Origin of the sequence: Niallia sp. 01092 (genome assembly GCF_052318935.1) — a bacterium.
Classification (GTDB): domain Bacteria; phylum Bacillota; class Bacilli; order Bacillales; family Cytobacillaceae; genus Niallia.
Genome location: NZ_JBQRKO010000001.1, coordinates 343,237 through 361,082 on the forward strand (window position 1 = coordinate 343,237; position 17,846 = coordinate 361,082).

At 33.0% G+C, this 17,846-nt stretch carries 17 protein-coding genes; 7 read left to right on the forward strand and 10 right to left on the reverse strand.

The features are described from left to right. Positions 1–172: 172 nt before the first annotated feature. Positions 173–904 carry a ZIP family metal transporter gene (locus ACTXGU_RS01710; protein WP_443479750.1) on the forward strand — a complete coding sequence of 244 codons (732 nt, stop codon included), beginning with the start codon at positions 173–175 and terminating at the stop codon, positions 902–904. Between the two features lie 119 nt (positions 905–1,023). Here the strand turns inward: ACTXGU_RS01710 and ACTXGU_RS01715 are convergent, their stop codons facing one another. Both ACTXGU_RS01715 and ACTXGU_RS01720 read right to left on the reverse strand, forming a co-directional pair. Next, positions 1,024–1,848 (reverse strand): formate/nitrite transporter family protein, encoded by an 825-nt coding sequence (locus tag ACTXGU_RS01715; RefSeq protein ID WP_443479751.1) that lies wholly within the window; start codon positions 1,846–1,848, stop codon positions 1,024–1,026. Positions 1,849–2,121: 273 nt separating this feature from the next. Continuing rightward, positions 2,122–2,259 (reverse strand): hypothetical protein, encoded by a 138-nt coding sequence (locus ACTXGU_RS01720; protein WP_443479752.1) that lies wholly within the window; start codon positions 2,257–2,259, stop codon positions 2,122–2,124. Positions 2,260–2,783: 524 nt separating this feature from the next. Here ACTXGU_RS01720 and ACTXGU_RS01725 point away from each other — a divergent pair. Then, positions 2,784–4,403: an ABC-F family ATP-binding cassette domain-containing protein gene (locus ACTXGU_RS01725; protein ID WP_443479753.1), complete on the forward strand. Its 1,620-nt coding sequence runs from the start codon at positions 2,784–2,786 to the stop codon at positions 4,401–4,403. A gap of 109 nt (positions 4,404–4,512) precedes the next feature. Here the strand turns inward: ACTXGU_RS01725 and mprF are convergent, their stop codons facing one another. Next, a complete protein-coding gene (gene mprF, locus ACTXGU_RS01730) occupies positions 4,513–7,041 on the reverse strand; it encodes a bifunctional lysylphosphatidylglycerol flippase/synthetase MprF (RefSeq protein WP_443479754.1) in 2,529 nt (842 codons plus the stop codon). Positions 7,042–7,707: 666 nt separating this feature from the next. Here mprF and pflB point away from each other — a divergent pair. Together pflB and pflA are read left to right on the forward strand one after the other, a co-directional pair. Beyond that, the gene (gene pflB, locus ACTXGU_RS01735; protein WP_443479755.1) at positions 7,708–9,948 is read left to right on the forward strand and encodes a formate C-acetyltransferase; all 2,241 of its coding nucleotides are present in this window, start codon (positions 7,708–7,710) and stop codon (positions 9,946–9,948) included. 431 nt (positions 9,949–10,379) lie between these two features. Beyond that, a complete protein-coding gene (pflA, locus tag ACTXGU_RS01740; RefSeq protein ID WP_443479756.1) occupies positions 10,380–11,123 on the forward strand; it encodes a pyruvate formate-lyase-activating protein in 744 nt (247 codons plus the stop codon). A gap of 171 nt (positions 11,124–11,294) precedes the next feature. On the opposite strand, the gene nadE is transcribed toward pflA, so the two are convergent. Beyond that, entirely contained in the window at positions 11,295–12,116 is an 822-nt protein-coding gene (gene nadE, locus ACTXGU_RS01745; RefSeq protein WP_443479757.1) for an ammonia-dependent NAD(+) synthetase, read from the reverse strand. A 2-nt stretch (positions 12,117–12,118) separates the two neighbouring features. Beyond that, on the reverse strand, positions 12,119–13,594 hold the full coding sequence (locus ACTXGU_RS01750) for a nicotinate phosphoribosyltransferase (RefSeq protein WP_443479758.1): 1,476 nt from the start codon (positions 13,592–13,594) through the stop codon (positions 12,119–12,121). Between the two features lie 643 nt (positions 13,595–14,237). Here ACTXGU_RS01750 and ACTXGU_RS01755 point away from each other — a divergent pair. Together ACTXGU_RS01755 and yidC are read left to right on the forward strand one after the other, a co-directional pair. Continuing rightward, positions 14,238–14,537, forward strand: a complete 300-nt coding sequence (locus ACTXGU_RS01755; protein WP_443479759.1) for a hypothetical protein — start codon at positions 14,238–14,240, stop codon at positions 14,535–14,537. 27 nt (positions 14,538–14,564) lie between these two features. After that, on the forward strand, positions 14,565–15,353 hold the full coding sequence (gene yidC / locus ACTXGU_RS01760) for a membrane protein insertase YidC (protein WP_443479760.1): 789 nt from the start codon (positions 14,565–14,567) through the stop codon (positions 15,351–15,353). A gap of 88 nt (positions 15,354–15,441) precedes the next feature. Here the strand turns inward: yidC and ACTXGU_RS01765 are convergent, their stop codons facing one another. From ACTXGU_RS01765 to ACTXGU_RS01785, 5 genes are all read right to left on the reverse strand, one after another. Continuing rightward, positions 15,442–15,804, reverse strand: coding sequence for a fluoride efflux transporter FluC (locus tag ACTXGU_RS01765; RefSeq protein ID WP_443479761.1), 363 nt, complete (start codon positions 15,802–15,804; stop codon positions 15,442–15,444). Further along, positions 15,801–16,217 (reverse strand): fluoride efflux transporter CrcB, encoded by a 417-nt coding sequence (gene crcB / locus ACTXGU_RS01770; protein WP_443479762.1) that lies wholly within the window; start codon positions 16,215–16,217, stop codon positions 15,801–15,803. The genes ACTXGU_RS01765 and crcB overlap by 4 nt, the downstream gene beginning before the upstream one ends. 75 nt (positions 16,218–16,292) lie before the next feature. After that, positions 16,293–16,496 (reverse strand): DUF6501 family protein, encoded by a 204-nt coding sequence (locus ACTXGU_RS01775; RefSeq protein WP_443479763.1) that lies wholly within the window; start codon positions 16,494–16,496, stop codon positions 16,293–16,295. A 138-nt stretch (positions 16,497–16,634) separates the two neighbouring features. Continuing rightward, positions 16,635–16,949 carry a gamma-glutamylcyclotransferase family protein gene (locus tag ACTXGU_RS01780; RefSeq protein WP_443479807.1) on the reverse strand — a complete coding sequence of 105 codons (315 nt, stop codon included), beginning with the start codon at positions 16,947–16,949 and terminating at the stop codon, positions 16,635–16,637. 95 nt (positions 16,950–17,044) lie between these two features. After that, positions 17,045–17,446 (reverse strand): secondary thiamine-phosphate synthase enzyme YjbQ, encoded by a 402-nt coding sequence (locus ACTXGU_RS01785; protein WP_443479764.1) that lies wholly within the window; start codon positions 17,444–17,446, stop codon positions 17,045–17,047. Positions 17,447–17,676: 230 nt separating this feature from the next. On the opposite strand from ACTXGU_RS01785, the gene sda reads away from it, so the two are divergent. Beyond that, complete coding sequence (gene sda / locus ACTXGU_RS01790) at positions 17,677–17,808, forward strand: sporulation histidine kinase inhibitor Sda (RefSeq protein ID WP_443479765.1); 132 nt, start codon at positions 17,677–17,679, stop codon at positions 17,806–17,808. Positions 17,809–17,846: the final 38 nt, after the last annotated feature.

The window sequence follows — 17,846 nt, forward strand, 5'->3', positions numbered from 1 at the left end:
TGTCTGTACAAAAAGGTAATAATTTAGAAAATAAAGTGCGATGTTACATAGCTCCCTGCAACGTTGAAGATCTTATTTAGATACATGAGCAAACCAACGACCTTCTCTCTTGATTGTCCTTACGCTCGGACACACACTTTTCACTAAATGCTTACGACAAGGAGAAATAAAAATGTTAGAAGCAGCGATTTGGGGTGCATTAGCAAGTATGTCCTTGTTAATTGGTTCTATTATTGGTATTTTTTTCACCATTCCAAAAAAAATTATTGCTTATTTAATGGCGTTAGGAACAGGTGTTTTAATCGGTGCCTCTTCTTTTGACTTATTAATAGAATCTTTACATATAAGTGGACTTTGTTTTACCATCTCATCTTTTCTTAGTGGATCTTTTCTATTTACTATTATTGAACTATTTTTATACAAAAAAGGTGGAGCAAATCGAAAACGTTCCAATAAAAAAACAGACAATCATTCTGGCATAGCTATCTTTGCAGGAACATTAATGGATGCGATTCCAGAATCATTAATCATTGGCTTAAGTATTCTTACAAACAATAAAGTTGATGCTTTATTTATCCTTGCTATATTTATTAGTAATTTTCCAGAAGCGTTATCTTCTACAGTAGGATTAAAAATGGGAGGCTTTACGAATAACAAAATAGTCAGTTTATGGGCAAGCGTCGTGTTTATTTCAAGTATCAGCAGTTTAATTGGGTTTATTTTCCTTAAAAATTTTTCCGAGGTTGCAATAGCAAATATTGAGGCGTTTGGTGCTGGTGGCTTGGTTGCAATGGTATGTTCTACTATGCTTCCAGAAGCATTTGAAAAAGGTGGGCCTATTATTGGATTTATTACTTGTTTCGGATTAATGATCTCCTTAACACTTACTTATATTTCCTTTTAATCAGTTCCCCATGCCATTTTAGAAGATGTTCAAAAAAGCACCAAATCATAAGCCTTCGTTTGCTTGCTTCCAAATTGCTACCTTTTTAAACACGTGCTTTTAGGAACATGGGGAATAACTTATTTTGCTATTCTTTTTTGGTTTTCAATTAATGGTTTATTTTCCGGTTTTGTTTTTTTATCCGAAAAAATATAAATATTAAGTGCACCCACAAAAAATGCTCCACCGACAATATTTCCTAAAGAAACAGGAATCAAATTATGTAACGCACTGGAGATCGTTATCGTATCAGGATGTGGAACAATTAAAGCGATGGAAAATAAGGACATATTCGCAATGCTATGTTCATAGCCTGAAATCATAAACCCAAACACAATTAATATGGTTGCTAAAATTTTACCAACATCACCTTTAATATTCATTGGTAGCCATATCGCTAAACAAACGAGCCAGTTACAAAGAATCCCTTTAACAAATAATTCAGTAGTGGTCGCACTCATTTTTATGTTTGCCACTTCCATCAACCATGTTGATTTTTCAGCTAAATGAAAAAGACCCGAATAATGAATAAGAACAGCAAAAAATAACGCTCCAACTAAATTCCCAAAATAGGTTGACACCCAATTATAAAGTGTATCTTTCCAAGTAGTAGCGCCCTTTAATGTACTCATCGTAAATGCCATTGTGTTGCCTGTAAATAGTTCGCCTCCACAATAACTGATTAATACTAAGGCAATACCAAAAAACAAACTTGTCATCATATAGGTTGCAGGTGAATGAACAGCAGAAAATGGCTGCGCAAGCTTATAACATATCATAATGGCAAAACCTATATATATACCTGCTAATATTGACTTGGTGAAATAACGCAAAAAAGAATCCTCGATTGTAGCTTTCTTTTTTAACGCATAATTAACCGCTTTATCTACTGGTTGAATGTCCATTATACTTCCACCCTTTCTTTGATAGTTGTATTATACTTTACAACAACAAACAAAAGATTGTGTAAAATTGAACAATCATTGACATTTTTAAAGCAATATAAGTCCGAAAACAAAAATTTTTTTCTGATTGTTTGGAAGACTTCCTTCATTTCAACCCCCTTATTAATTTACAATAATTAACAAAAAAGGTCTGGACGATAAACTAAAGCTTAAAAAGAAATCTTCCATTTTACTATTTTTTCATTATGTAGGGAAACCTTGCTTGTCTTCTAATCAATGAGATGTAGAAGAAGTCAGTTTATTACTTTGTTGCAACGGGACAATAAATTGGGATCTTGGTTTTGTAAAACTTATTTTTATTCCTGATTTTTTCATTTTATTTACTAAATCAACAAGCTGTTTTTTTGCCATAATATCTACTCCTTTACGACTGTTTTTTCTATCATACCGGGTAATTATGAAAAAATAATGAACGAATTATAAATTTTTATGTATTATTATTGTGACTAACTGAATTTTCATATGGAAGTAAATAAACTTGGCTGTTTTCTCAAAGTTTGTTGTTTTTTACATAAAACATTTAGAAAAGTGTTTCTTAGCAGCCTGTATACACGTAGACTCCTGTGGGAATGCGAGAAAGACGAGACCCCACAGGAGCGTATGCGACGAGGAGGCTCGACGCTCGCTAAACGGACGAAGTGTATGCAGGTTGAGCGTTTAAAAGCAACAATTTATACGAAAACAACCATAATTTTTAACGCTTACAACAATATATTCTATTATCACCCTGTTTTTCCTTTAATTTTTTTTTATTTTCTAATCTTTTTCTTTCTTTTTATATTGTTTACGATTAATTCATGAAAAGGATTCGCTCATCCTTATGAAAAATGATATAATTTTATAGATATTATTGTATGTTGGAGGAAATAAATTAAATGATAACAGTTAGCAATGTAAGTCTTCGATATGGTGACAGAAAATTATTTGAAGATGTTAATATTAAATTTACGCCAGGAAATTGTTATGGCTTAATCGGTGCAAACGGTGCCGGAAAGTCCACTTTTTTAAAAATTTTATCAAACGAGATTGAAGCACAAACTGGGAATGTCTCTCTTGGCCCCGGCGAACGATTAGCTATCTTAAAACAAAACCACTTTGAATACGAAGAATTCGAAGTATTAAAAGTAGTAATAATGGGACATGCTCGCCTTTATGAAGTAATGCAAGAAAAAGATGCTATTTATATGAAAGCAGACTTTACTGATGAAGATGGCATGAAAGCAGCTGAGCTTGAAGGGGAATTTGCAGAATTAAATGGTTGGGAAGCTGAATCAGAAGCAGCCATCCTTTTAAAAGGGCTTGGAATTGGTGAAGAGCTTCATACTAAAACAATGTCTGAACTATCAGGTTCTGAAAAAGTAAAGGTTTTGCTTGCGCAAGCATTATTCGGGCAGCCTGATGTTCTTTTATTAGATGAGCCTACCAACCATCTTGACCTTAATGCAATTCAATGGTTGGAAGAATTCCTTATCAATTTTGAAAATACCGTTATTGTTGTCTCACATGACAGACACTTTTTAAATAAAGTTTGTACGCATATTGCCGATTTAGACTATGGAAAAATCCAAATATATGTTGGGAATTATGATTTCTGGTATGAATCAAGTCAATTAGCATCTAAAATGGCTAGTGATGCCAATAAGAAAAAAGAAGAAAAAATTAAGGAATTACAAAACTTTATTGCTCGATTTAGTGCAAATGCATCTAAATCAAAACAAGCAACTTCTAGAAAGAAATTATTAGATAAAATTTCTTTAGATGATATTAAACCATCATCAAGAAAATATCCTTATGTAGCTTTCACGCCTGAAAGAGAAATCGGAAATGATTTATTGCGTGTTGAAAACTTATCTAAAACAATCGATGGCGTAAAAATTCTCGACAATATTAGTTTTATTATGAATAAAGAGAATAAAATTTCCTTAGTCGGAAAAAACGAGCTGGCAAAGTCAACCTTATTTAAAATCTTAATGGGTGAAATCGAACCAGACAGCGGAAGCTTTAAATGGGGGATTACAACTTCTCAAAGCTATTTTCCAGCAGATAACTCTAATTATTTTAGTGAAGACGATCAAACGCTTGTTGATTGGCTGCGTCAATATTCACCGAACGATCAAACAGAAAGCTTTTTACGTGGTTTCTTAGGAAGAATGCTATTCAGCGGCGAAGAAGTATTAAAAAAACCAAGTGTACTTTCTGGAGGAGAAAAAGTTCGCTGTATGCTTAGTAAAATGATGTTAAGCGGTGCAAATGTGTTGCTGTTAGATGAACCAACAAACCATTTAGACCTTGAATCGATCACTTCTTTAAATAATGGATTAATTAATTTTAAAGGTTCTTTAATTTTTGCATCCCATGACCATCAGTTTATTTCTACCATTGCCAATAGAATCCTAGAAATTACTCCAAATGGCTTAGTGGATAAACAAATGAATTATGACGAATATTTAGAAGATACAGAGTTACAAAAGCAAATTGCGCAAATGTATAAATAAGAAAAGTGGAAGCGCCTGTCAGACTTCAGAAAATTTATATTTCATAAAAAAAGTAGTGCATTTCGTAATTGAAATAGCACTACTTTTTTTATCAACTGGTAACTATACTTTATGAACGTTTTTTTGCAACTAGCATTGTTACTTGTGCTGAAGTAAATGGCAAAGATGACTTTTTCCGATAAGCTAAATATTTCGGTTCCCAGATATTACAATATTTATTCTTGAAATTTCTTAATCCTCGGAAATGGTAAAATGCATGACCATGATGAAAGATTTGATCTGCAATTTTCTCACTTAAAAATGAAAACCTCGATACACCAAGATTTGAAAGTGGCGCCATGCCAAGATTACAATAATGCACGTTCTGTTCTTGTAAATAAATAAACGTATGTAAAAATAAAAAATCCATTACACCAGTTGGTGCATCAGGCAAACTTCTCATTAAATCAACCGAATTCATTTCTTTATGATAGGTTGGGTTTAAGCTTAAAAAAGCAATGATATTTTTATTACTGTCGGTGACATAAACAATGCTGACAGTATTTATATAGTTCTTATCATAAAAACCTAATGAAAAGCCTTTTTCAACTCTCCCTTGCAACCATTCATCGCTCACATGCTTTAATTGATTAATTAAACTGTTATCGTGTGGAGGTGAGGAAACAAAAACTTGATACCCTTCTCTTTCAAATTTATTTTTTAATGCCCTTTGGTTTTTCATTTTTTTACCAGATAAAGAAAATTCACTAATATCAACATGACCTTCTTCACCCAGCTTAAAAAAGTCATAGCCGTTTCCATGTAGAAATGGAAGCATCGATTTGCTAGTTTGATAAAATACAGGTGTATAGCCATATGTATCAGCTTTTTCATAAAGTTCTTCAATTGCTTTTAAAAAGTAAGCTTCATCCCCAATAGGGTCTCCTAACACAATTAATTTATCTGCATATGTTTGATAAGAAAATAAAACATTTTTAGAACTGTTCCAAAATATATACTTATCATGTAAAAAAATTAAATGAGACAATGTTGTACCCTTGTATGTATTCAAATGCTCAATAATCTCTTTTTCATCTAGTTTAGAGTGGATTTTTATCCAATTTTTTGGCTTTTTTATTAAATAGCCCAACAAAATAATAACAAAAGCTAGGAATAGACCAATAGCAGCACTAATAAATAAACTCTCCGCATTTAATAAAACATATGGAGCAATAATAGAGGGTACTTTAAGTTGAGTTGATGGCAAACTTAAATACCCTAACCAAAGATATCCAAATGTAAAAAGTGCAATCACAAAAAAATCAAAAGTGATTTTCCCCCATGTAAGGACAAAGCTTTCTCGATAAAATCTTCCTTTCGAAAGTACGAGTAAAATAATAACACCGATGATAACTAAAGCCTCTTCATAATCCAACCCTTTTAAAAATGTACTAATAGCGGCTATTACAAGAACAAGCAACGTTAAATGATACGTTCTTTTTTCTCTATATTCAATCCCTCTTGCAAGCCCTAATAGAACAAACCCAGTACCTACAGAAACATTGTGGGTAATATTCATTACTTTAATACTTAATAGTTCTTGTGAAATTTGCAGTCTTGTTAAAATACCCGGCATGGCGGCTGAAACTAGCAGAATAATTCCAGATACAAACACAAGTATAGTTAAAAAGAAATGACTAATATTTTCAACGATTGTTTTTGGAATATTACTCCAATAGCTATTCCACTTTTTCCATAAATCGCCTAGAAATAAAAGAAGTCCAGTTAAAAACGGTACAAAATAATAACCGATACGATATAAAAGAAGCACTACTATTAATTTTTCAGTAGGAACCCCTAAATAATCAAATCCCCATAAAAACACTAAATCAAAACTCCCGATTCCACCTGGAATCATACTAACTATACCTGCACTTACTGCAACAAGGAAAATTTTTATAAAATCCCACGTCGAAACGGGTAGATGCATCATGCATGCTAATGAATATAAATAAAGAAAAACAAAAAGCCACTCTGTCAGAGATGCAGCAATTAATTGAATAACAAGACGCGGTGATTTCATTAAAGTATGTAATTTCGTTTTTTTAATAAAAAAACCAGCTAGAATAACCGGAAAAATTAAACCAACTATTAAAACAGAAACAAATAAAAAATGATGATTTTTGATTAAAGGCATGTTCCAGCTATCAAAAAAAACAAGCCATGCAAAGATACTGATTCCCGACAAATAAAACAATGTGACAAATGCAATTCCTTTTAAAAGAATTCTTTTGTCACTTTCATATTTTTTATAAAAAAAGGTTCTTAATGCAACACCAATTAAACCTCCAAAACCGAGTAAATTAGAAAATGAGTTGCTAATTAAAGAATACTTTCCTAATTGCTTTAAAGGGATCTTGGCTTTCAGCTGCTTTTTTAACACAATGTCGTATAAGAACATTGGGCTAATCGCAATAAATCCTCCTATCACAATATATAGAATAGAAAATGAATTTAGTTTTTTTAAATATTTCATTAATAAGTTTCTATCAATAGATAAAAACATATCACGAAGTTCTAAAGAAACTAGTAATAATAAAGTAAACGGAAATAGTATTTTTACAATTAAAAATAATCGGTCTTTATTTAAGAACGACATCGTTTTCACCTCTCAAATTGCATATAACATATGTAGCATATAAAAGAACAGACCCCCTTATCATAACGTAAAATGCTTGTATCGCAAACTAAAAAGGGAAAATTTATAAAAACTTCTTATTAAGAAAAGCAAAAGCGCCTTGCTTATCCCTTAAGAAAAATGTTCATTTGACACGAGAAATTGCTTTTAAATGGTTATTTCAAAAGCGGTATTCTCTGGCCGAAAAGAACACCACATCCTTCTGGCTTCAACATCCAACTTCAAAAATTTTATGCTAACTTATTTTTGAAACAACCTTTTTTTCTGTAGAGATTATGATGACTTTTCCTTCTTATTATTGGTCATCCAATAATAATCTAAGCATATATATAGAAAAAATTTACAATCAAGCAAAGTAAAACGCTTTCAACTATTGTATAACAGTATGTTATTTATCAATGGAATTTATATAACAGTTTTAATAACAAATAATTCTTCCTTTTAAATATTTTTTCTCCAAGAATCTAAAAAACACTGATATAACAAGAGTTCACATTTCAGACACAGAAACTTCGCAAGATGTACACATTTTTGTGAATAATATCACATTAAATCTGTTATAGTTATTTTAGCAAGAAATTAACACTCTGTTATATAGTTTTTCATAAAATGTTGAGGTGAATTAAAATGGAAAAAGTGGAAGCGAACTACTGGGATGGTTTTAAAAGTGGAACATGGCAAAAAGAAGTAAATGTTCGTGATTTTATCTTAAAAAACTTTAAACCCTATTATGGAGATTCAACTTTTTTATCAGGTCCAACTTTAGAAACTACTGAACTATGGGAACAAGTCTTAGCGCTTTCAAAAGAAGAACGCGAAAAAGGCGGCGTTTACGATCTAGATACTAATATAGTTTCAACGATTGTATCACATGGCCCAGGTTATTTAGATAAAGCAAAAGAAAAAATCGTTGGTGTTCAAACAGACGTTCCATTCAAACGTTCATTCCAGCCAAATGGCGGAATTAGAATGGCAGTGCAAGCATGTGAATCATATGGATATAAAGCAAGTGAAGAATTAGAACAATTCTTCACTGAGCATCGTAAAACACATAACGCAGGCGTTTTTGATGCTTATACAGATGAAATGAGACTTGCAAGAAAAGCAGCCATAATAACTGGCCTTCCAGATGCTTATGGTCGTGGACGTATCATCGGTGACTACCGCCGAGTTGCACTTTATGGTGTAGACTTCTTAATTCAAGAAAAACAAAAAGATAAAAAAGCAACTAGTTCTGTCATGTCAGAAGATACTATGCGTTTAAGAGAAGAACTTTCAGAACAACTTCGTGCATTAAACGAATTAAAACAATTAGGTGCAAGCTATGGATTTGATCTATCTCGCCCTGCAGCCAATACAATCGAAGCATTCCAATGGTTATATCTTGGTTACCTAGCTGCCATTAAAGAACAAAACGGTGCAGCAATGAGCCTTGGACGCGTATCTACTTTCTTAGATATATATGTAGAAAGAGATCTTGAAAACGGCACATTAACGGAAAAAGAAGCTCAAGAAATTGTCGACCATTTTATTATGAAACTTCGTTTAGTAAAATTTGCTCGTACACCTGAATATAATGATTTATTTAGCGGTGACCCAACATGGGTAACGGAATCTATTGGAGGTATTGCGAATGATGGCAGACCTTTAGTTACGAAAAATTCATTCCGGTTCCTTCATACTTTAGATAACTTAGGACCTGCTCCTGAACCAAACTTAACTGTTTTATGGTCTACGCAGCTTCCAGAAAACTTTAAAAAATTCTGTGCGCAAATGTCCATTCAAACTAGTTCTATTCAATACGAAAATGATGATATCATGAAACCACAATGGGGCGATGATTATGGTATTGCATGTTGTGTTTCTGCAATGGAAATTGGAAAACAAATGCAATTCTTCGGTGCTCGTGCGAATTTAGCAAAATGTCTATTATATGCAATTAATGGTGGTAAAGATGAAAAACTAAAAATACAAGTAGGTCCTACCTTCTCCCCTATTACTTCTGAATATCTTGAGTATGATGAAGTTATGGAAAAATTCGACAATATGATGGAATGGTTAGCAGGACTTTATATCAATACATTAAATGTAATTCATTACATGCATGATAAATATAGCTATGAAAGAATTGAAATGGCATTACATGACACAGAAATCCTTCGTACAATGGCAACAGGTATTGCAGGTCTTAGTGTTGTAGCTGACTCTTTAAGTGCGATCAAACATGCAAAAGTAAAAGTAATTAGGGATGAAAACGGCATCGCTGTTGATTTCGAAACAGAAGGAGACTTCCCTAAATACGGAAATAACGATGATAGAGTAGACAGCCTTGCTGTCGGTTTAGTGGAAAGCTTTATGAAAAAATTACGTAAACATGCAACATACCGTAATTCTCTTCATACAATGTCCATTTTAACTATTACATCCAATGTAGTTTACGGTAAAAAAACAGGAAATACTCCAGACGGCCGTCGTGCTGGCGAACCATTCGCACCAGGGGCAAATCCAATGCACGGCCGTGATACAAAAGGTACTCTCGCTTCCCTTTCTTCGGTTGCAAAACTACCTTATGATTATTCATTAGATGGTATATCTAACACATTCTCTATCGTACCAAAAGCACTCGGTAAAGAAGAAAATGCTCGTTCATCTAATCTAGTATCTATTTTAGATGGTTATGCTACAAAAGCAGGACATCATTTAAACGTAAACGTATTTAATAGAGAAACACTTTTAGATGCAATGGAACATCCAGAATTATATCCACAATTAACTATTCGCGTTTCTGGATATGCAGTTAACTTCATAAAATTAACACGAGAGCAACAAACCGATGTTATCAACCGCACATTCCATGAATCTATGTAATTAGTTTTATCTAAGGGGGATGGGAGCTTCCCTTCCCTCTCTTTAAATAGTAGTCTTGTAATACCCGCTGGTTGTTTTTTATTAAAGGAGCTATCAACAGCTGTTATTAAACCATAACAAATCGTAACCTTTGGTTTATTATGGAGGGTTGATTGCTCTCAAGCTTAAGTGAGTGTAGTCTCTCGAAAGAAAGATAGCACGATGAACTACGTTGAAGGGGTTCGGTAAAAACACACCTGACGGAATGTATCCGATGAGATGTTCTTTCAGTCTCCTGATCTGTGAGTGTTGAGGAAGAAAGCTAGCCTAGGTTATGGAAGCGAAACACCAAAAACACATGTCCGCCCTTTGACTTTAGCAAGAAGGAAAATACCCTTTTGGAGTTTGGTCAGAGATGACTTCTTATTGCTTAGTAATGGAGGAAAACTATCATGATTGGCAATATTCACTCAATCGAAACTTTTGGCACGGTAGACGGCCCAGGTATACGCTATGTTATTTTTACTCAGGGCTGTTTACTGCGTTGCCAATTTTGTCATAATGCGGACACATGGGAAATTGGAACAGGAAAGCAAATGTCCGTGAAAGATATTATGGATGATTTACAAACATACCTCCCTTTTATTGAAGCATCCGGTGGAGGTATTACAGTTAGTGGCGGAGAACCATTGCTTCAAATGCCATTTTTAATTGAATTATTTAAAGAGTGCAAAAAAATAGGCATTCATACAACTATTGATTCTTCCGGCGGCTGCTATTCAACTGCACCACTTTTTCAAGAACAGCTGCACGAACTATTACAATATACCGATTTAATTTTATTGGATTTAAAACATATTAACCGAAAAAAACATATATCTTTAACAGGAATGGGCAATGAACATATCTTGTCTTTCGCAACATTTCTGTCAGATAAAAAAATTCCTGTTTGGATTAGACATGTTCTTGTTCCAACCATTAATGACAATGAAGAAGATTTAAGTGGTCTTGGTGATTTTATCGCTACACTATCCAATGTTGAAAAAATTGATATCCTTCCCTACCATAAGCTTGGCGTATATAAATGGGAAGCATTAGGTCTGGAATATCCATTAAAAGACATTGAACCACCAAACGAAGACTCCGTTGACTTTGCTTATAATATCCTTACTAAGTCTTCTGCACATCAGCAATAAAAAAACATGAGGCATATACTCATGTTTTTATTGCTGATGAATATCATATGAAGAATTTTTTAAAATTGCAGCCAAAATTCAAGTGTTATGATGCAAGAAATGCTAAAAGAAATGAAAGAACAACTTTAATAGTGAAAAGAAAGGGTGTCATTTTCTCGACACCCTTTCTTTTTATTTCCACCAAGTATCAAACATGGAGACAGGTACTTGACGCTTATGTTCTGTAATTAAATAACGTGTTTCAATCTTTTCTGCAACATCTGATGGAACTTTTTTTCCTTCTAAATAGTCATCTAATTGATCATATGTAATTCCTAATTCTGTTTCATCCGCTTGTCCAGGATTACCATCTAATAAATCCGCAGTTGGTACCTTTAAGTAAATGCTTTCTTCTGCATTTAATTCCTTTAATAACTGTTTGCCTTGACGTTTACTTAAACCCGTTAATGGGAGTATATCCGCTCCGCCATCACCATATTTAGTAAAGAATCCCGTTACCGCTTCTGCAGCATGGTCAGTTCCTACTACAAGCAAATTTTCTTGACCGCCAATCGCATATTGTGCAATCATTCTCATTCTTGCTTTTACATTACCTTTATGATAATCTCTCAGCTGCTCACCTGTTGTCATATCATCATACACTACTTTTAACTGATCGACTGGATTTTTAACATTAAAAACATACTCTTTATCAGCTTGAATAAAGGAAAGAGCTCGTTTCGCATCCTCTTCATCTGCTTGTATGCCATAGGGCAGGCGCACCGCAATAAAAGTTGCGTCATATCCTTCTTCACGTAATTGTTCAGCTGCTAGTTGTGCTAATCTACCTGCTAGAGATGAATCTTGTCCTCCGCTTATTCCAAGTACAAATCCTTTTGCTTTCGCTTTTTTTACATATTCTTTTAAAAAAGTTACACGTTTTTTTATTTCCCCTTTTGGATCTATTTCTGGCTGAACATGTAATGCTTTAATAATTTGTTGTTGCAAACTCATGTTTAATCTCCTCCCTTTATTGTTTCATTTTTTATCGTTTTTTTCACTTTATCCAAATGCTGCATTTTATTTTCCCAACATAATGTACTTAAATCAACTGGATATTCTTCCGGATTTAAAGAACGTTTATACTCATCCCATAAAACATCCAAATTTTCACCAGCATATTTTTGAATGGCAAAGATATCAGGCGTTTGATAAATTAATTGACCATCTTTAAATATTTCCTTATGAATATCTTTTGCTACATAATTCGTTACAAATTTACTAATATACGTATGGGTCGGATGAAACATTTTTAATCGTTCTTCTTTTTCTGGATGTTCTGATTCTAAACAAATATAATCCCCTTCTGACTTTTGGTTCATACTATTAATAATCCGATACACTTTCTTTAACCCTGGCGTTGTCACTTTTTCCGGATTCCCACTTATTTTAATCGTATCCTGCATGTTGCCTTGTTCATCTTCAATGGATACTAGTTTATACACCCCACCTAATGCTGGTTGATCAAATGCAGTAATTAATTTTGTGCCAATGCCCCATACATCAATTCTAGCACCTTGCGCCTTTAAATTCATAATGGTGTATTCATCTAAATCATTACTAGCGATAATTTTTGTATCATGGAATCCTGCTTCATCCAACATTTTTCGTGCTTTCTTTGATAAATAAGCAAGATCGCCGCTATCCAGCCTGATACCAATAAAGTTGATGCTATCTCCAAGCTCTTTTGCTACTTTAATTGCGTTCGGCACGCCGGACTTTAGAGTATCGTATGTATCAACTAAAAAGACACAGTCCTTATGCCTTCTTGCATACTTATGAAATGCTGTGTACTCATCCCGATAAGCTTGAATCATGGAATGAGCATGAGTTCCAGATATCGGAATTCCAAATAATTTGCCTGCTCTTACATTAGAAGTGGATCCAAAACCTCCGATAAATGCAGCTCTCGTTCCCCATAGTGCTGCATCGAGTTCATGTGCTCTTCTACTGCCAAATTCCATTACTGTGCCATCACCAACTACATTTTTTATCCTAGAAGCTTTAGTAGCGATCAATGTTTGATAGTTCACAATGTTAAGTAATGCCGTTTCAATAATTTGAGCTTGTGCAAGTGGTGCTTCCACTCTTATTAACGGTTCGTTTGCAAAAACAATTTCTCCCTCCGCAACCGAACGTAAATTTCCTGTAAATCGAAAATCTTTTAAACATTCTAGAAAATCATCTTTAAATCCTTCTTTTTTTAAATAGTGAATATCACTTTCTGTAAACTGAAGATTTTGTAAATATTGAATAATTCTTTCTAATCCAGCAAACACAGCATACCCATTATTAAATGGCAGCTTTCTAAAATAAGCTTCAAAAACGGCATTTTTCTCCGCAATTCCATCTTCCCAATATGTCTCTGCCATATTAATTTGATAAAGGTCCGTGTGTAACATTAAACTATCATCTTCATATTTATAACTCATTTTGTCCTCCCAATACTGCAATTACACCTTTATTATATAGTTGTTTCTAATACTTCCTATCCTTTATTCGATTAATCCCTGCCATCTTCTTGTATTTTCTAAAAAAATAACTTCAACTCAATCTCGAAGCAATCACCCTTAGTATGTATAGAAATGATAAACACAAAAATAACGTGGATAACAATATCCATTTTTTTGCTTTGTTACGAAGTATGCAAGATTTGTCGATAACCTGATGAAAATTATTATATCGAACTTCCTTTTAGTTTGCCATTCTTTTCATGTTTCTATTTTCCTATTATCTTTACGTAACATGTAATTTTGGAAATAATATTTTGTTCCCTCTCATCTAATAATTTCAATCAAATTACCAACAGGTGTACCACTATCATACACCCTATTACAAAATATGAAAGGTAGAATTTAATCCATATAAAAATTTATCCTTCGTTCATAATGTCTTCTTCTTGTTTTTATTCGATTGTTTTAATCCTTTCATATATTTAAAAGTCCTCTAAGATAAAAAACATAAAAATCGTCACAATATTGCCTTATTTAAACTATAAATTCCATATCATCTTCTTTGCTTTCCTCTCATTTTTCCGGTATAATTTTATTGCTGAATACTAATAGAGGTGTATAAATGTTAGAATTCTTATTGGATATAACAACCATTCCAAGCTATCAAACCATTTACTTTACGATACTAGTTGGTTTAATGGTCAAATATTTTTGGGATTGGAATTTACAAACTACAGTTAATGAAAATGTCATTGCTTCCGAAAGCAGTATTAACTTTCAGGCTAGCATTGCAACCATAAATATAAATGTACAGAAATATAACTCCCCAATTTTACATTGGATTTGTAAAAATATAAGAAAACGAACAAAAAGTTCAGCAGATGATCCAGAAAAGCCTAATTCCTCCTATCTAACTATCTAAATTTTTCACAAAAATGGAGGAATTATTTTGAAAAAGTCATCTAAACAATTATTAGTTATTTTTCTTATTACCATTACTACGCTTTTATTGTCCGCTTGTTCTTCTACACAAGCTGGAAAAAGCGATGGTTTTTTTCACCATCTTGTAGTAGAACCTTTTGCTTCCTTAATACACAGTACTGCTATGTTATTTAATGGAAGCTTTGGATTGGCGATTATTTTAATTACGTTAATCATTCGTTTATTATTAATGCCACTTATGTTAAAACAATATAAAAAACAACAAGTAATGAAAGAAAAAATGGCAAAATTGAAACCAGAAATGGATTTGCTGCAAAAGAAGTTAAAAACAGCAAAAGATCCAAAAGAACAGCAAAACCTACAGCGGGAAACAATGGAACTTTATAGAAAACATGGGGTAAATCCGTTAAATATCGGTTGTTTGCCCATGTTAATTCAAATGCCAATATTAATGGGATTTTATTATGCAATAAGAGGTTCTGCAGAAATTGCTTCCCATTCCTTCCTATGGTTTAATTTGGGGCATTCTGACCTTGTTTTAACTGCTATTGCAGGAATCGTTTATTATTTACAATTTAAAGTTTCTCAAAATACGCTTCCTGAAGAACAGCAAAAGCAAATGAAACTATTTGGGTTAATGTCTCCCATTATGATTGTGATGGTATCTTTTCATGCACCAGCAGCCCTGCCTTTGTATTGGACAGTCGGAGGTACCTTTTTAATTTTGCAATCTATGTTAGGGAAAAAATTATATCCGCCAACTACCGTAACCAATACGATTAGTACAGAAAAATAATAATGGAAATAAAAAACTGTTAATCTTTTGATTAACAGTTTTTTACTCGTTTAATAACATGTTGTCTGTAGTTATTATTGCATTTTTTTCAAACTACTTTGACTGTACAAACACCTAAAAAGGCAAAGAAAATTCCACCTATAAAAGAAATTCCTGTATATAATAGAAAGTCTTTTCTTTTTTTAGAACGGAAAAGTTGAATGGCTTCCATAGATAATGTTGAAAAAGTTGTATAAGCTCCTAAAAAACCAACGCCAAACAAAAAATAGAAAGTTTCAGCTGCATGTATACTAACTAACACTCCTAAAAAAAACGAACCGCTCAAATTTACGATGATAGTCGGAATTGGAATTGAATACGTCCATCTTTTTTTCAAAAAATTAATCAGTGCAAATCGACTAATACTTCCTAAAAACCCTCCCGCAGCGATACAAGCAATCCATTTAATCATGTTTTAATCTTTCCTTTCAAAAAACTCATTTCACCTAGAATCATACCACCATATGCTGCAGACAAACCAAGAATCATGCTAGTTGCTATGTAAATACAAGCTTCCGCATAATGCTGATGTTCCAATAGCTTGATTGTATCAACACTAAAAGTAGATAATGTAGTAAAGGAGCCAATGATACCTGTCCCAATAGCGGTACTAATATCTTTTCGAATTGTTTGTCTTTCTGTGACAAAAACCGTAAAAACAGCAAGTAAAAAAGAGCCGAAAATATTAATGATACTGGTATTTAACGGATAGCTGTTAGCAAGTGGAATGAGACTGATAAAATATCTTGCTAAGCTTCCAATTATTCCTCCTATTCCAACATAAACATACACCAACAAATACTCATCTCCATTCGTTTTATCCATTCCATCAACAGCGATTAGATCTTTTTATGAATCAAAATGAAGGAAGAAAACAGTTGTTTTCTTCCTTCATTTTGGTTAAATATCTTGAAAGTAATCTTTGTAGAAGCCGCCAACTTTACCTGAATTATCAATGATAAAATAAAATTCTTCTGTTTCATTTTTTACTTCATAATTTTGACCCGCAGTTAAAACTCTATTAACAATATATTTATTTGCATCCGTATGTACACATTTAACCGTTTTCACCGTTTCTTTTTTTTCCCAATTTTGATGTATCATTTTTTTCTTGCCCCTTTCTTATATACTACCTTAGTATATAAGGAAAGGAATGGGCGATGCAACAAACTTCTCGAAATTCTTACCTTGTTTTTAAAATATGAACGATGTTTCAGTTCTGGCCGATTTCATTTCTTAAATCTAAAACTTTTTGCTACTTTCAACTAATTTCCAATCTCCATGTTCTATTTCTTCTACTAGCATTTGTTTCCGATTACAAATATAAATATATGCATGCCATTTTGCATTTTCACCGTATACCTCGATTAACATTCTTTCGTATATGTTATCTATTGCTCCCGGTATAAACTCTTCAAAATCATCTAGTTCCTTGATTTTTTCTACCGGCACTTCATATATTTCACCAACTACTTTTTTTTCTTGATCTAATGTAAGAAAAGGATAGCCTGCTCCTGCATCATACAGCTTTCCATAAACCCAAACTTCTTTTGCGATACAACGATATTACTGCACCATAAAATGATTTTGTTCCCCTTGTCTTAATGAACCGTATACAAACACATTTATCCACTTTTCCATATTAATCATCCTTAAGTTCGAATTAATTTTATATAATACTGACGGTTCCGCGGTCCGTCAAATTCACAAAAATAAATTCCTTGCCACGTTCCTAACAGCAATTTTCCATTTGAAATTAATATCGTCTGGGAAGCTCCCACCGTGCTTGCTTTCATATGTGCAGCTGTATTTCCTTCCAGATGACGATCTTTTTCCAACTCCCATGGAAAAATTTCATCAAAGCGACGAATCATATCTGAAACAACATCTGGATCAGCATGTTCATTTATGGTGATCCCGGCAGTTGTATGCGGACAATACACATAAGCAACTCCTTCTTTTACTTGATGCTTTATCACTGCCTTTTGTATTATTTCTGTTATTTCTATAAACATATCATGTTTTTTTGTATTAATTGTTTCTTTTGATAACATTACCTTTCTCCTTTCAATTTGATCATCCTAAATGTGAATGATAGTCGGTAGCCAATACTATAACTTTTCTTTCTTTTTCTTCTAATCCCTTTTTCTTAGCAAAGAAAATATGTTGTAACAAACTACCTATTTTTTTTTCCTATTGATATTTCACTTCTCATAGAGTGAAAAATAGGTTATGATTTAATTGTTAGAAAATTCAATCCATTTTATTTAAGGAGGAATGCTAAATGAAAATTATGAGTAATGAACAGTTAATCTTCTCTTATCGTGATGCATTAAAGGCCGGAAATGAAAAGGAATGGGTTTCTATACTTAAGGATGAAATTAAACGTCGTGGATTAAAACCTAATAAAGGCTAAATTTGTTGTCAAATATGGATGGATGGTGATGATAAACA

Excerpts from the sequence above, each read along its gene's own strand:
- ACTXGU_RS01710 (WP_443479750.1), top strand. The coding sequence starts at position 173 with ATGTTAGAAGCAGCGATTTGGGGTGCATTAGCAAGTATGTCCTTGTTA.
- ACTXGU_RS01715 (WP_443479751.1), bottom strand. The coding sequence starts at position 1,848 with ATGGACATTCAACCAGTAGATAAAGCGGTTAATTATGCGTTAAAAAAG.
- ACTXGU_RS01720 (WP_443479752.1), bottom strand. The coding sequence starts at position 2,259 with ATGGCAAAAAAACAGCTTGTTGATTTAGTAAATAAAATGAAAAAATCA.
- ACTXGU_RS01725 (WP_443479753.1), top strand. The coding sequence starts at position 2,784 with ATGATAACAGTTAGCAATGTAAGTCTTCGATATGGTGACAGAAAATTA.
- mprF (WP_443479754.1), bottom strand. The coding sequence starts at position 7,041 with ATGTCGTTCTTAAATAAAGACCGATTATTTTTAATTGTAAAAATACTA.
- pflB (WP_443479755.1), top strand. The coding sequence starts at position 7,708 with ATGGAAAAAGTGGAAGCGAACTACTGGGATGGTTTTAAAAGTGGAACA.
- pflA (WP_443479756.1), top strand. The coding sequence starts at position 10,380 with ATGATTGGCAATATTCACTCAATCGAAACTTTTGGCACGGTAGACGGC.
- nadE (WP_443479757.1), bottom strand. The coding sequence starts at position 12,116 with ATGAGTTTGCAACAACAAATTATTAAAGCATTACATGTTCAGCCAGAA.
- ACTXGU_RS01750 (WP_443479758.1), bottom strand. The coding sequence starts at position 13,594 with ATGAGTTATAAATATGAAGATGATAGTTTAATGTTACACACGGACCTT.
- ACTXGU_RS01755 (WP_443479759.1), top strand. The coding sequence starts at position 14,238 with ATGTTAGAATTCTTATTGGATATAACAACCATTCCAAGCTATCAAACC.
- ACTXGU_RS01765 (WP_443479761.1), bottom strand. The coding sequence starts at position 15,804 with ATGATTAAATGGATTGCTTGTATCGCTGCGGGAGGGTTTTTAGGAAGT.
- crcB (WP_443479762.1), bottom strand. The coding sequence starts at position 16,217 with ATGGATAAAACGAATGGAGATGAGTATTTGTTGGTGTATGTTTATGTT.
- ACTXGU_RS01775 (WP_443479763.1), bottom strand. The coding sequence starts at position 16,496 with ATGATACATCAAAATTGGGAAAAAAAAGAAACGGTGAAAACGGTTAAA.
- ACTXGU_RS01785 (WP_443479764.1), bottom strand. The coding sequence starts at position 17,446 with ATGTTATCAAAAGAAACAATTAATACAAAAAAACATGATATGTTTATA.
- sda (WP_443479765.1), top strand. The coding sequence starts at position 17,677 with ATGAAAATTATGAGTAATGAACAGTTAATCTTCTCTTATCGTGATGCA.